Here is a 12,846-nt window from a genome sequence, read left to right as displayed (position 1 = left end):
ATCGAGCGCCTCTCTTCGTGGCTCGGCACACAGCCGTCCCCGGCCCGACCCGGTCCGGGTCCGACCGCGGCCGGTAGCGTGACGGGGGTGCGGAAGACCACGGCGGTACGGGGAAGGGTCCAGCTCCGGCCGGTCCGGCCGGCCGGCTGGTGGTTCGACGCACTGCTGCTCACCGCCCTGATCGGGTTGACCGTGGCGCTCGCCTTCGAGCGGTTCTTCGGGATCGACCGCGCGATCGCCGACTGGTCGCAGGCACATCGGCCGACGGCCGCGCACTGGACGGCGGTGGTCCTCAACTACCTCGGCCAGGGCACCCCGTTGACGCTGATCGCCCTGGGGCTCGGGGTGCTGCTCGCGGTGCGGCTGAGATCGGTCCGCCCGGTGCTGCCGCCGGTGCTCGCCTTCGCCCTCAGCTACCTCACCATCGGCCCGCTCAAGGTGTGGACCGCCCGACCCGCGCCCAGCGCGAGCGTCAAGGAGCCCTTCCTGCCCGCCGAGCAGACCCTGCCGTTGTTCCAGGACGAGCTGCCGCTGCGGTTCGCCCAGTCCTACCCCTCCGGCCACGTCGCGAACGCGATCCTCTGGTACGGCGTCATCGCGCTGCTGCTCGCCCCGCTGCTGCGCACGTACGGGCGCACCGTGCCGCCCCGGCTGGTCACCGTGGTCCGGGTCGTGCCGCCCGTCGTCGTGCTCTGCACCACCACGTACCTGGGCTGGCACTGGCTGACCGACTCGGTCGCCGGGCTGCTGCTGGGGCTCCTGCTCGACCGGCTGCTGCACCGGGTGCCGTGGGACGACCTGCCGTTGCCGGGCATGCTGCGGAACTGGAACCGTCCGTTCATCTGCGCGCCCTAGGGTCCGGATGTGGACCGACTGGCGCGCCGGCTGGGCGCGGGGGACGCGGTGGTCATCGGGCTGGGCTCGATGCTCGGCGCGGGCGTCTTCGTGGTCTTCGCGCCCGCTGCGGCGGCGGCCGGCGGGGCCGGGCTGCTGGCGGCCCTCGTACTGGCCGGTTTCATCGCCTTCTGCAACGCGACCAGCTCTGCCCGGCTGGCCGCCCGCCTTCCGGAGTCCGGCGGCACCTACGTGTACGGGCGGGAGCGGCTCAGCCCGTTCGCCGGCTTCCTGGCCGGCTGGGGCTTCGTGGTCGGCAAGACGGCGAGCTGCGCGGCGATGGCGCTGACCATCGGGGCGTACCTCTGGCCGGGGCAGGCCCGGCTCGTCGCCGTCGGCGCGGTGGCGGCGGTGACCGCCGTGAACCTGCGCGGCATCGGCAAGACCGCCACCGCGACGAGGGTCCTGGTGGCCGTGGTGCTGGCGGTGCTGGCCCTCGTGGCGGTGGCCGGCGCGGTCGGCGGCCACGTCGCGCTCGACCGGCCCGGCGACCTCGGCGGCGGCGGGCGGGGCGTGCTCACCGCCGCCGGGCTGCTCTTCTTCGCCTTCGCGGGGTACGCCCGCATCGCCACCCTCGGCGAGGAGGTACGCGACCCGGAGCGGACCATCCCCCGGGCGGTCCCGCTCGCCCTGGGCGTGGTGCTGGCGGTCTACCTGGTGCTCGCCGTGGTGACGGTGGGCGTGCTCGGGGCCGACCGGCTGGCCGCATCCGCCGCGCCCCTGGCCGACGTGGTGACCGCCGCCGGGCTGCCCGGCCTGGCCTGGCTGGTGCGGGCCGGGGCGACCGTGGCGGTGACCGGGGTCCTGCTCTCCCTGCTCGCCGGGGTGGGGCGTACGGCGCTGGCGATGGCCCGCCGCCGCGACCTGCCGGGGGCGCTGGCCGCCGTCCACCCGGTGCACCGGGTGCCGCACCGGGCGGAACTGGCCGTGGCCGCCGTGGTGGTGGCGATCGTGCTGCTGGGCGACGTACGCGGCGCGATCGGCTTCTCCAGCTGCACCGTGCTGGTCTACTACGCGATCACCAACGCCGCCGCGCTGACGCTGGGCCGGGACCCGGGCCGGCGGCTGCCGGTGCGGGCGCTGGCCGTGCTGGGGCTGGCCGGTTGCCTGCTGCTCGCGGTCAACCTGCCGCCGGCCAGCGTGCTCGCCGGCGCCGCCGCGCTCGCCGCCGGCGCCCTCTGGTACGCCCTGCGCCCCCGGAGGGGCTGACGGTCACTCCTCCGGCTGGCGGGGCGTGGGCGTGACCGGGTCCTCCGACGGGGGTGACGCGGCCTCGCGGAGCAGGGCGTTCAGCCCCGCCCGGCGGGCCACCACCGTCAGCCGGTCCCCCGCGACGATCACCAGCCGGGCATCGGGCGCCCAGTCGAGGCGCTGCCCGGCGCGGGCGTGCGCCAGCAGGCGTACGCTCTCGGTCCGCCCGACGGCGGCGATCGGCCGGCCGTCCAGCGCCGACCCGGCGGCGACGGAGACCTCGGTGACCAGCAGCGCGTGCCGGCCGACCGGGATGGTGGCGATCACGGCGCGGTCGAGCAGCGCGGCGGCGAACGACGGCGCGGCGAGGTAGGACACGCTGCGCGAGACGCCGATGCCGAAGGCCTGCTGGATGCGTTCGGCGAAGTGGCCGTCGAAGAGCCGCAGCACCACCTGTAGTTCCGGGTTGACGGCCAGGCCGTTGAGCGCCGCCTGGAGGTTGGTCTCGTCGTCGGTGCTGACCACCACCAGCGCCTGGCAGTTGCCCACGGACGCGGACTCCAGGGTCTCCGCCAGCGCGGCGTCCCCCACGATCAGCGGTACGCCCAGCCGCCGGGCCAGCGCCCCACCGCGCGGCTCGGGCAACTTGTCGATCGCCACCACCTCCACGCCGAAGTCGCAGAGCTGGGCCATCACCCGGGTGCCGACGTTGCCGAGCCCGACCACCACCACGTGGCCGGAACGCTCGGGCTGGATGCGGCCGGAGTGCAGGGCCAGCCGGGCGTTGACGACGCCGTCCACCACGACGGCGGTGATCAGCGGGATCAGCGCGAGCCCGGCCAGGTTGAGCACCACCTGCATGACCTGCTCGGCGGCCGACTTGTCCGGATCCGGGTCCTGCCCGGTCAGCGTGGTCACCAGGGTGAGGTAGAGCGAGTCGGCCCAGCCCCGGTGCGAGGCGTAGCCGTTGAGCCAGCCGAGCACCCCGATCACCGCCAGCAGCACGATCACCGCGAGGCCGATCTTGCGGGTGGCGAAGCTGCGTACCGCGCGCAGCAGCACCGTCAGGGGGCGGCGACGCCGGCGGGCCCGCACCAGCCGGCGGGCGGCCACCTCCGTACCGGGCGGCGTCCCGGTCGCCTCGGCGATCACCAGGTCGGCCACGCCCTCGTCGGCGGGGAGCAGCCGGACCTGCTGCGGATCGCCGGTGTCGGCGACCCCGCAGACCACGTCGGCCGGGTGTACGTCCTCACGGCGGGCCACGTAGAGGGTGCGCCCGCCGTGCCGGAAGTGGGTGGGGGCGACCTCGCCCAGCGCGGCGGCCACGAAGGCGGGGGCGGCCATGGAGGCGTCGGAGAGCACCGCCGAGTCGGGGAAGATCTGCCGCACCCCGTTGGCGAGGCCGGTGTTGAACATCCGCACCACCAGGCGCAGCCCGGGCTCGACCTCCTGCGCGCAGAGCGCGGCGTGCATGTTGCCGACGTCGTCCTGGTGCAGCAGGGCCAGCCCGTCGGCCCCGGCCAGCCCGGCCCGGCGGAAGGTGACCTCGTCCAGCCGGTCGGCGCGGACCACCTCGACGCCCGGGAGGTCGCGCCCGTCGGGCTCGTCCGAGCGCGGTCGTTCGGGCACGACCAGGGTGATCCGGACGCGGCCGGACTGGAGTTCGGTGGCGAGCAGCGCCCGCACCACCCAGTAGGCGAGGGCGTCGCGACCACAGATCACGTAGTGCGCCCGCACGTCCCCGTTGACCCGGAGCCGCCGGCCGGCACGCCGCGCACGATCCAGGAGGGGCTCCGCCATGCGCCGCATCGTAGTCAGCCGGTCGCGGCGGGCGCAGCCCCCTGATCATGGACGCTGGTCGCGCCGGCATGTCCCAACCGGTGCCGGGTAGAGCACCGGCATGCAGACGTTCCTGCCGTACCCGGACTTCATCGCCAGCGCCCGGACGCTGGACCAGAAGCGGCTGGGCAAGCAGCGGGTGGAGGCCATCCAGGTGCTGCGCGGGCTGACCTGGCCCACGTACGGCTGGCGCAACCATCCGGCGGTGAAGATGTGGGCCGGGTACGAGGAGGCCCTCACCCGGTACGGGCTGGACGTCTGCGCGGTCTGGTGCGAGCCCGGACGGGCCGACACCTGCGCCACCACGATGACCGTCGACCTCGCCGCCGCGTGCGGCGTGACCCGGGTGCGTACCCAGCCGGAGCTGGCCGAGGCCGGGGAGCTGCCGCCCTGGCTGGGCCGCGACGAGCTGCACCTGAGCCACCGCTCGTCGCTGCTGCGCAAGGACCCCGGGCACTACGGGCCGATCTTCGGCGACGACGTCCCGCCCGACCTGGAATACGTCTGGCCCGGCTCGGACCGCGAGCGCCGCTGCCTCCCGCCGCCCGCCTGAGGAGCAGGGCACCTTGTTGACGCCTGAGGTGAAAGCAAGGATTCGTTCCCTTCACCTCGGGGCAGACTGGACGCACATCCGGCGGGAGGGTGCACATGGCGCTGTCGAAAGTGGTCGGCCGGCTCATCGGCGTACGCGAGCACGAGGTGGACCCCGGCGGTGGTGGCGCCGACCGCGTGCCGGGCCCGGTCGAGGCGGTGGTGGTCGGCGGCGGGATCGCCGGCATGTCGGCGGCGGTGGTGCTCGCCGAGCGCGGGGTGGCCGTGACCGTGCTGGAGGCCGCGCCGACGCTCGGCGGCCGGCTCGGGGCCTGGCCGGAGACGCTGGCCGACGGCACCGCGCAGATGAACGAGCACGGCTTCCACGCGTTCTTCCGGCAGTACTACAACTGGCGGTCCGTCCTGCGTCGCGCCGACCCGGAGCTGGGCTTCCTCAGGCCGGTACCGGGCTACCCGATCCTCAGCGAGCGGTGGCCGACCGAGGAGTTCGGCCGGCTGCCGCCCGCGCCGCCGGCGAACCTGCTGGCGCTGCTGCTGCGCAGCCCCAGCCTGCGCCTGGGCGACCTGCGCGGGATGGACCGGGACGCGGCGCTGCCGCTGCTCACGTACGACCCGCGGCGCACCTACGCCGAGTTCGACGACACCACCGCCGACGCGCTGCTCACCTCGCTGCGGCTGCCGGACCGGGCCCGCGCGATGCTCTTCGAGGTCTTCTCCCACTCGTTCTTCAACCACGAGGCGGAGATGTCGGCGGCGGAGATGATCGCCCAGTTCCACTTCTACCTGCTCGGCAACCCGGAGGGGCTGGCCTTCGACTGCCCCGACGAGGACTACGCGACGGCGATCTGGGAGCCGCTGGCGCGGCACGTGGAGAAGCACGGCGGCCGGGTGGTGACGGGCGCCGCCGCCACCGCCCTGACCCGCGAGGGCGCCGGCTGGCGGGTGACGACCGCCGACGGCACGTCGTACCCGGCCGGGCACGTGGTGCTCGCCGTCGACCCGCCGGCCCTCGCCGCGCTGGTCGCGGCCTCCCCCGGCCTGGTCGGGCACGCGCCCCGGCTGGTGGCGCGGATGCCCGCGTTCGGCCGGCCCGGCCCGCCGTACGCGGTGGCGCGTTACTGGTGCGACGGGGACGTCTCCGCCGACCGGGCGGTCTTCAGCGGGGTCTCCCGACAGCCCACCCTGGACTCGGTGACCCTCTACCACCGGCTGGAGAACGAGTCCCGCCGCTGGGCGCGGCGCACCGGCGGCTCGGTCGTGGAGCTGCACGCGTACGCCTGCGACGCGGGCGTGCCCGCCGAGGAGCTGGCAGAACGGATGCGCGTCGAGCTGGTTGCGCTGTGGCCCGAGGCGGCCCGGCTGCGGGTCCGTGAGCTGCGCGCCCGGGTGGAGGCGCAGGCGCCCGCCTTCACGCCCGGCAGTCACGCCTGGCGGCCGGGCGTACGCACCGACGCCGACGGGCTCTACCTGGCCGGCGACGGCATCCGGACGGACTTCCCGAGCGCGCTGATGGAGCGCTCGGCGGCGACCGGGATCGTCGCGGCCAACCACATCCTGCGGGCCGAGGGCGGCGCGGCCGAGCCGGTGCGCTCGATCCGGCCCCGGGGCCTGCTCGCCGGCCGAGGATGAGCAAAACGGGCAAATCGACCGCCGGGCTGCCCTAGGCTGATCGTCTGGGACGAGCCGGGAGGTCAGCGGGATGTCGCCGCGCACGGACGACGGCTTCGTCGCCGACGTGCCGCGGGACGACGCGTACCCGTTGGTCCGGGACGAGCGGGCCTGCGTCGTGACCGCCCTGCGGCTCGGCTGGTGGATGGCGGACGCCTACCACCACGCCCGGACCGCCGAACTGCTCGACCCCGACGCCGACCGGCCGGCGGGCGCACCGGCGAAGCTGTCCAACCTGACCGAGATGTCGGGGCGGCGGCGCATGCAGATGTACCTGGACGGCGTGGAGGTCGCGCTCGCCCAGATCGCCGAGCTGACCCGGCGCGTCGGCCCCGCGCCCACCACCGTCGACGCGCGGGACCGGGTGGCCGACGGCTCCGGCGACGCCCTGCTGCTCGCCCTCGACGACCTGAACGTCGAGCTGCTGCGCTGGACGATGGCCACCAACCAGCGGGTCGGGCTGGCGTACCGGCTGGGGCGCTCGCTCGCCGACACCGTCCGGTACGGGGACGCCGTCCGCAACGGCGACGCCGGGCAGGTGGCGCACCGCTTCGGCGGCCGACAGTTCGAGATCGGCCGCTGGCTGGGCGAGCTGGCCAGCGTGCTGCCCCCGTACTCGGCCGCGGTGGTCCGCCGCTCACTGTCGACGTGGGCGTCGGCGGTCACCCGGGCGGGCATGGGCGACCCGGCCGAGGCGGGACTGCCCGAGCTGGCCCGCGAGCTGCGCAACCAGGGCGAGCTGTGGCAGGGCGTACTGACCGGCGGGCTGCACCCGAGGGACCTGCTGGACGAGGAGGACTACGCGATCGTCGCCCGGAACCTGATCGTCCGGGACCGGAAGCTCGTGGTGCAGGCCGTGCGGGGGATCTTCTGGCCGGTGCTCGTACCGCTGCTCGCCGTGCTGTTCGCCGTCGTGGGGGTGAGCGCGCTGGCCGCCGCCGGGTCGCCGGTGACCCGGGCCGCCGTGGCCCTGCTCGGGCTGGGCGCCGGGCTGGCCGCGATCTGGCGTACCGTCTCGGGGCCGGCGCTCGCGGTCGCCGCCGAGGTCAACCGGCCGCTGCTGGAGAGCGAGCTGACCGCCAGGATGGCCGTACGCATCGACCGGCCCCTGGCCGCCGCGCGGGCCGCCGGCCGGGCCCGGCGGCAGCGCCGCCCCGACGAGCCGGGGCCTCGATCGAAATCCGTTGCTCCTCTCTCCCCCGCCGACCTACCGTGATCGCGCAAGGTCAACCACCGCAACGGGAGTTCGTCATGTCGATGCCGCACGTCACCCGTGTGCCGTCGACGCCGTTCCTGACGCGCCCCGGCACCCGGCGGCCTCGCCCGACGTGCCTGCCCGCACGTCCGGCGACGCTGGCGGTCCGCGGCGGTCACCGTGCCGAAGACCCCGGGGGCGGCCAGCCCGACTGACGTGCGCCCGCACGACGTCGAGCCGCCCGTCCACACCCGGACCGGGCGGCTCTTCCGCTGTCCGGCCCGTCCAGATCGTCACCGCCACGAAGGGAGACACCGGTGGACGCCGTACTCGTCGTCAACGCCGACCTCGGCCCGCTGCACCGGGTCACCGTCCAGCACGCGATCCGGATGCTCTGCCGGCGGGTCGCCGAGATCCACGAGGCCGAGCCCGACCGCGTGATCGGGATCTTCCCGCTCCCCCGGGTGGTCCGCCTCGTCCGCTACGTGGTGACCCGGTGGCGGTTCAGTGCCGGTCCGGCCTGGTCCCGCGCCGGCGTGCTGCGCCGCGACGGGCGCTGCTGCGCGTACTGCGGCGGGCCGGCCGGCACCATCGACCACATCCTGCCCCGCTCGCGCGGCGGCCGGAACACCTGGCGGAACACGACCGCCGCCTGCTACGGCTGCAACCAGCGCAAGGGTGACCGGACGCCGGCCGAGGCGGGCATGCCGCTGCGGCGCGAGCCGGCGGCCCCGAGCTGGGCGTCGCTGGCCGGGCGGTGACGGACCGGCCGGCGGGAACGGGGGGCCGCGTCGGGGGTACGACCCTCGGCGCGGCACCCGCCGGCCCTCCTCGTCAGCCCTCCGCCTCGTCGCCGGCCGGCGGGCGAGGGCGGCGGTGGATGTACGCCTCGACCTCGGAGCGCAACCGCACCGAGCCGGCCTGCAGCGTCTGGAATGGGCGCGGGAAGTGCGGCTGCCTGACGATCGGCCGGAGCCGGGAGAGCGCCGGTCAGTGCCGGGTCGGCGGGGTCCAGCCGAAGCGGGGCGGGCGGCGCTCGTGGAAGGCGGCGACGCCCTCGCGGGCCTCGCCGCTGGCCCGCACCTGCCCGTGCCACCAGGCGATCCGGTCCTCGTCCGCCCGCCCGTCGACGATCTCCTTGGCGGCGGCGACGCTGAGCTGCGACCGGGCGACCATGGCGGCGGTGAGTTCCTCCACCCGGGTGGCGAGCCGGTCGGCCGGCAGCACCTCGTCGACCAGGCCCACCCGCAGCGCCCGCTCGGCGTCGACCAGTTCGGCGGTGAAGAGCAGGTGCTTGGCCGCGGCCGGGCCGACCAGCCGGGCCAGTCGACGGGTGGTCGGCGCCGGGTAGACCAGGCCCAGCCGCGCCGGTGGCACCCCGAACCGCGCGTCGGCGGCGGCGACCCGCAGGTCGCAGGCGACGGCGAGCTGACAGCCGCCGCCCACGCACGCGCCCCGGACGGCGGCGACGGTCGGCTTGGCGAAGGCGGCGAGTCGTTCCTCGGCGGCGACCGCGATGCTGGCGTCGCCGGCGTCCAGCAACTCGTCCAGGTCGCCCAGGTCGGCGCCGGCGCAGAAGGTGTCCCCGGCGCCGGTGAGCACCACCGCCCGGACGGCCGGGTCGGCCTCCAGCCCGTCGAGCAGCTCCGGCAGCCGCCGCCACATGGCGGTGGTCATCGCGTTGCGCCGCGCCGGGTTGCGGATCACCACCGTCGCCACCGGCCCGGCCACCTCGACGAGGAGTTCCGCGTCCGCCACCGTCACCACCCCTTCGACGTCCGCCCGGCCGCCGGGATCGGCGACGCGTCGGTGCGGCGACCATAACGGCGGGGGCCCGACGACCACCCCGGCGGGGTGGTCGCCGGGCCCGGCGACCGTACGGCTACGTCAGGAGACGTTGAGCGCCGTGTCGTCCACGACGAAGGACGTCTGGAGCGACACGTCCTCGACACCGGTGAACTTCAGGGTCACGGTCTGGCCCTTGTACGCGGCCAGCGAGAACGACTTCTGGCTGTACCCGGCGGCCTTGTTCAGGTTCGAGTACGTGGCGAGGGTCGCCAGCACCGTCCCGGAGGAGTTGAGCACCTGCACCCGCAGCGTGTCGTACGCCGTGCCGGTGGTGGTCTCCGCCGTGTCGATGTGCAGCCAGAAGCTGAAGTTGTACGACGTGCACCCGGCCGGCAGGCTCACCGACTGGGAGAGCGTCTCGGTACGGGTGCTGCCGTACCCGTTCATCCACGCGTTCCACGTGCCGGTGCGGGCCGGCTGCGAGGTGCCGTGCTGGCCGATCACGCCCGAGGTCTGCGTCCAGGTGGTGGCCCCGGACTCGAAGCCCGCGTTGCCGAGCTTCTGACCCGGGCTGGTGCAGCCGCCGCCGGTGCCGTTCACCGTCAGCGTGTAGGTGGCGCTGCGGGTGACCGCACCGGCGCCGTTCACGGTCACCGTGTAGGTGCCCGGGGCCGTGGCGGCCGTGGTGGCGATGGTGAGGGTCGAGGAGCCGCCCGAGGTCACCGAGGCCGGGCTGAACGAGGCGGTCGCGCCGCTCGGCAGGCCGGAGGCCGACAGCGTCACGGTCTGCGCCGAGCCGCTGGTGGTGGCGGTCGCCACGGTGGTGGAGACCGAGCTGCCCGGGTTCACCGCGCCGGAGGTCGGCGAGAGCGAGACCGAGAAGTCGTTGCCGGTCGAGCACGGGGCGTCGTTGCCGGCCACGTTCACCGCGGTCCAGGCCGCCTGGACGGTCTTGTACTCGGTCGAGCAGCTGCCGTACAGGTCGGTCGCGGCACGCAGCGAGTACGCCCGGGCGGTGTTCGCCGGGTTGCTGGTGTTCACGTACGACGTGTTGGAGGTGAAGTACGCGTCCAGCGCCCGCCACCAGATCTTCTCGGCCTTGGCACGGCCGATGCCGGTCACCGCCGGGGCGGAACCGCAGACCGGCGAGGTGCCGTACGAGGTGGCCCCGGTGCCCTCGGCGAGGTTGAAGAAGAAGTGGTTGGCCACGCCGGAGGAGTAGTGCACGTCGACGTTCTTGGTGCTGGTGGACCAGCAGGAGTGCGACGAGCCGTCCAGCGACGGGTTGTACATGTAGCGCAGCGGCGTGCCGTTGCCGTTGATGTTGATCTTCTCACCGACCTGGTAGTCGCCCGGGTCGGCGGTGGTGTTGGCGTAGAACTCGACCATGTTGCCGAAGATGTCGCTGGTGGCCTCGTTGAGGCCGCCGGACTCGCCGGAGTAGGTGAGGCCGCCGGGGACCACGTTCTCGGTGACGCCGTGGCTCATCTCGTGGGCGGCCACGTCGATCGAGACCAGCGGGTTGGAGTTGCCGCTGCCGTCGCCGTACGTCATCCGGGAGCCGTCCCAGAAGGCGTTGACGTAGTTGTTGCCGTAGTGCACCCGGCTGGGCACGCCCCGGCCGTCGCCGAAGATGCCGTTACGGGCGTGCACGTTCTTGAAGTAGTCGAAGGTCTTGGCGGCGCCGAAGTGCGCGTCCACGGCGGCGGACTGCCGGTTGGAGGCGGCGCCGGTGCCCCAGGTGTTGTCGGCGTCGGTGAACGTGGTGCACGTCGACGTGCCGTTGTTCATGTCGCACGTGGAGCCGTTGCCACGCGTCGGGTCGATCAGCTGGTACGTGCTGCCGGAGAGCGTGGTGTCCACGGTGACGCTGCCGGAGTAGACGCTGTTGCCCGTGCCGGCGACGGCCTCGATCTCGTCGTACGAGCCGATGACCTTGCCGGTCGTGGCGTCGGTGACGACGTGGAACTTCGACGGGGTCTGCCCGTCCGGCTGCCAGCCGGTGACGACGGTCTCCCAGGCCAGCCGGCCCTTGCCGGAGCTGGCGTCGACGAAGAGCTCCGGGGCGCCCACGGCGGTGAGCGTGCCGGAGAACTCGGCGCGGGCGGCCTTCTTCGCCGCCGCGGCGGGAACCTTCGCCGTGGTGGGCAGGGTCAGCGGGGCGTCCAGACCGACCGAGGAGCCGGCGTACCCGCCGTTCGGGGTCGTGTGGATGATGAAGTCACCGCCGTACACCCGCAGGCCCTGGTAGGTCCGGGTGTAGCGGGTGTGCGCGGCGCCGTTGGCGTCCACCTTGGTGCTGTGCACCTGGTAGGCCTCCGCGCTGGTGCCCTGGACGGTACCGGGGTTGGTCCGCAGGACGCTCGCCGCGGCGGCGGCTGGTCCGACCGGGGCGGGGGCGGTAACGGGTGCCGCGAGCGCCGGGGTGGCGACACCGGTCAGCAGGCCGCTGGTGAGCAGGGCTGTGCCGACGGCGGCGATGGGTCTTTTCACGTGCCCTCCTGAACGGGGGTATGCGTGACAGGGATAGTCACGCATGTAGATATAACGATGTGACGACCCAAAAGAGAAGAGGTGAAACAAATTCTGTCCCCGACACTGACCGTTCGGTGGAACCCTGGCCGGTGGGAACCGCGCCGCCGCGCCGCACGTCCGAGCGGCATGAGATCAGCTTCGATGGCGTTCGTCAAGATCGCGCTGGCGGCGACGGTCCTCTCCGGCTGCGCGACGGCAGATCCGGACCAGGCAGCCTCGCCGGGGCCCGTCCGGCCGGAACCCAGGTCGACGTCCGCCGCGCCGCCCCCGGCACCGTCCTCGCCCGGGCCGGCGGACGCGGCGACGCGCGTCGTACTGACCCGCTCGGGCGGGTTCGCCGGCCGCGGCGACACCGTGACGGTGGAGCCCGACGGACGGTGGACAGTGGCCGACCGCGCCGGGTCGCGGCGTACCGGTCGGCTCTCCGGCGCCGACCTGGACCGGCTGCGCCGGCTCGTCGCCGACCCCGCGCTCGCCGCCGAGGCCGCCCGTCCGTCGGCCCCCACTGCCTGCCACGACGCCTTCGACTACCGGCTGACCGTCGGTCCCGTCGAGACCGGCTACGTGGACTGCCCGACCGACGCCGCCCCACCGGAGACGACCCGGGCGGTGGTGGAGCTTCTGCTCACGGCCACCGGCTGAGGGCCTCCCTCCGCACCCGACCCGCGATCGTCCCCCGGACACGCGATCGGGAGGCGGGGCCGCCGGCCGCCCGCCTCCCGATCATGACCGTCGCAGGTCAGCCCCTGGGGAACATCTGCCCGATGCGGATCTTGTTGCCGAACGGGTCGCGGATGCCGAAGTCGATCCCGTACGGGCGCTCCATCGGCTCGTCGGTGATGTCGACGCCCTTGGCGACCAGGTCCTCGTACGTCTTGTGCGCGTCGTCCGTGGTCATGAAGAGGTACCCGCCCAGCGCCCCCTTGGTGAGCAGATCACGGACCTGCTCGGCGGTGGCCGGGTCCAGCGCCGGCGGGCCCGGCTTCTCCAGCAGGATCTCGCGCTCCGGGTCGCCCGGCAGGTTCACCGTCAGCCAGCGCATGAAACCGAGGTCCTGGTCGGTGTTGACCTCCAGGCCGAGCTTGCCGACATAGAAGTCGAGGGCCTCGTCCTGGTCGAGCACGTAGATCTGGGAGCGGCTGATCGCGTTCATCGTCATGCCGGAAACGCTACGGGGCCACACT

The 12,846-nt window shown here is 74.2% G+C and carries 11 protein-coding genes; 7 read left to right on the top strand and 4 right to left on the bottom strand.

The genetic code is table 11. The annotated features are described in order from the left end of the window. The first annotated feature begins 87 nt into the window (after positions 1-87). Positions 88-855 (top strand): phosphatase PAP2 family protein, encoded by a 768-nt coding sequence (locus ACGFIG_RS01085; RefSeq protein WP_392998043.1) that lies wholly within the window; start codon positions 88-90, stop codon positions 853-855. 9 nt (positions 856-864) lie between these two features. Then, a complete protein-coding gene (locus ACGFIG_RS01080) occupies positions 865-2,103 on the top strand; it encodes an APC family permease (protein WP_392998042.1) in 1,239 nt (412 codons plus the stop codon). A gap of 3 nt (positions 2,104-2,106) precedes the next feature. Here ACGFIG_RS01080 and ACGFIG_RS01075 read toward each other — a convergent pair whose 3' ends face one another. After that, positions 2,107-3,885 carry an NAD-binding protein gene (locus ACGFIG_RS01075; RefSeq protein WP_392998041.1) on the bottom strand — a complete coding sequence of 593 codons (1,779 nt, stop codon included), beginning with the start codon at positions 3,883-3,885 and terminating at the stop codon, positions 2,107-2,109. Between the two features lie 100 nt (positions 3,886-3,985). Between ACGFIG_RS01075 and ACGFIG_RS01070 the strand changes: the two genes are divergently transcribed. The 4 genes from ACGFIG_RS01070 (at position 3,986) to ACGFIG_RS01055 (ending at position 8,100) form a co-directional block, all read left to right on the top strand. Further along, the gene (locus ACGFIG_RS01070) at positions 3,986-4,477 is read left to right on the top strand and encodes an MSMEG_6728 family protein (protein ID WP_392998040.1); all 492 of its coding nucleotides are present in this window, start codon (positions 3,986-3,988) and stop codon (positions 4,475-4,477) included. Between the two features lie 95 nt (positions 4,478-4,572). Continuing rightward, complete coding sequence (locus ACGFIG_RS01065) at positions 4,573-6,105, top strand: FAD-dependent oxidoreductase (protein WP_392998039.1); 1,533 nt, start codon at positions 4,573-4,575, stop codon at positions 6,103-6,105. A 70-nt stretch (positions 6,106-6,175) separates the two neighbouring features. After that, positions 6,176-7,360, top strand: a complete 1,185-nt coding sequence (locus tag ACGFIG_RS01060) for a hypothetical protein (RefSeq protein ID WP_392998038.1) — start codon at positions 6,176-6,178, stop codon at positions 7,358-7,360. A 296-nt stretch (positions 7,361-7,656) separates the two neighbouring features. After that, a complete protein-coding gene (locus ACGFIG_RS01055) occupies positions 7,657-8,100 on the top strand; it encodes an HNH endonuclease (RefSeq protein ID WP_392998037.1) in 444 nt (147 codons plus the stop codon). 229 nt (positions 8,101-8,329) lie between these two features. Here the strand turns inward: ACGFIG_RS01055 and ACGFIG_RS01050 are convergent, their stop codons facing one another. Both ACGFIG_RS01050 and ACGFIG_RS01045 read right to left on the bottom strand, forming a co-directional pair. After that, entirely contained in the window at positions 8,330-9,103 is a 774-nt protein-coding gene (locus ACGFIG_RS01050) for an enoyl-CoA hydratase/isomerase family protein (RefSeq protein WP_392998036.1), read from the bottom strand. 123 nt (positions 9,104-9,226) lie between these two features. After that, complete coding sequence (locus tag ACGFIG_RS01045; protein WP_392998035.1) at positions 9,227-11,620, bottom strand: M4 family metallopeptidase; 2,394 nt, start codon at positions 11,618-11,620, stop codon at positions 9,227-9,229. Between the two features lie 183 nt (positions 11,621-11,803). On the opposite strand from ACGFIG_RS01045, the gene ACGFIG_RS01040 reads away from it, so the two are divergent. After that, positions 11,804-12,304: a hypothetical protein gene (locus tag ACGFIG_RS01040; protein WP_392998034.1), complete on the top strand. Its 501-nt coding sequence runs from the start codon at positions 11,804-11,806 to the stop codon at positions 12,302-12,304. Between the two features lie 97 nt (positions 12,305-12,401). Here the strand turns inward: ACGFIG_RS01040 and ACGFIG_RS01035 are convergent, their stop codons facing one another. Further along, complete coding sequence (locus ACGFIG_RS01035) at positions 12,402-12,821, bottom strand: VOC family protein (RefSeq protein WP_357713243.1); 420 nt, start codon at positions 12,819-12,821, stop codon at positions 12,402-12,404. Between the last annotated feature and the right edge of the window lie 25 nt (positions 12,822-12,846).

Source organism: Micromonospora sp. NPDC049048 (genome assembly GCF_043197615.1).
Classification (GTDB): Bacteria; Actinomycetota; Actinomycetes; order Mycobacteriales; family Micromonosporaceae; genus Micromonospora.
This window is presented reverse-complemented; position numbering and strand designations above follow the sequence as displayed.

What these genes read in the sequence shown, in the direction of transcription:
- ACGFIG_RS01075 (WP_392998041.1), bottom strand. Translation starts at nt 3,885, where the DNA reads ATGGCGGAGCCCCTCCTGGATCGTGCGCGGCGTGCCGGCCGGCGGCTC.
- ACGFIG_RS01070 (WP_392998040.1), top strand. Translation starts at nt 3,986, where the DNA reads ATGCAGACGTTCCTGCCGTACCCGGACTTCATCGCCAGCGCCCGGACG.
- ACGFIG_RS01065 (WP_392998039.1), top strand. Translation starts at nt 4,573, where the DNA reads ATGGCGCTGTCGAAAGTGGTCGGCCGGCTCATCGGCGTACGCGAGCAC.
- ACGFIG_RS01060 (WP_392998038.1), top strand. Translation starts at nt 6,176, where the DNA reads ATGTCGCCGCGCACGGACGACGGCTTCGTCGCCGACGTGCCGCGGGAC.
- ACGFIG_RS01040 (WP_392998034.1), top strand. Translation starts at nt 11,804, where the DNA reads ATGGCGTTCGTCAAGATCGCGCTGGCGGCGACGGTCCTCTCCGGCTGC.
- ACGFIG_RS01035 (WP_357713243.1), bottom strand. Translation starts at nt 12,821, where the DNA reads ATGACGATGAACGCGATCAGCCGCTCCCAGATCTACGTGCTCGACCAG.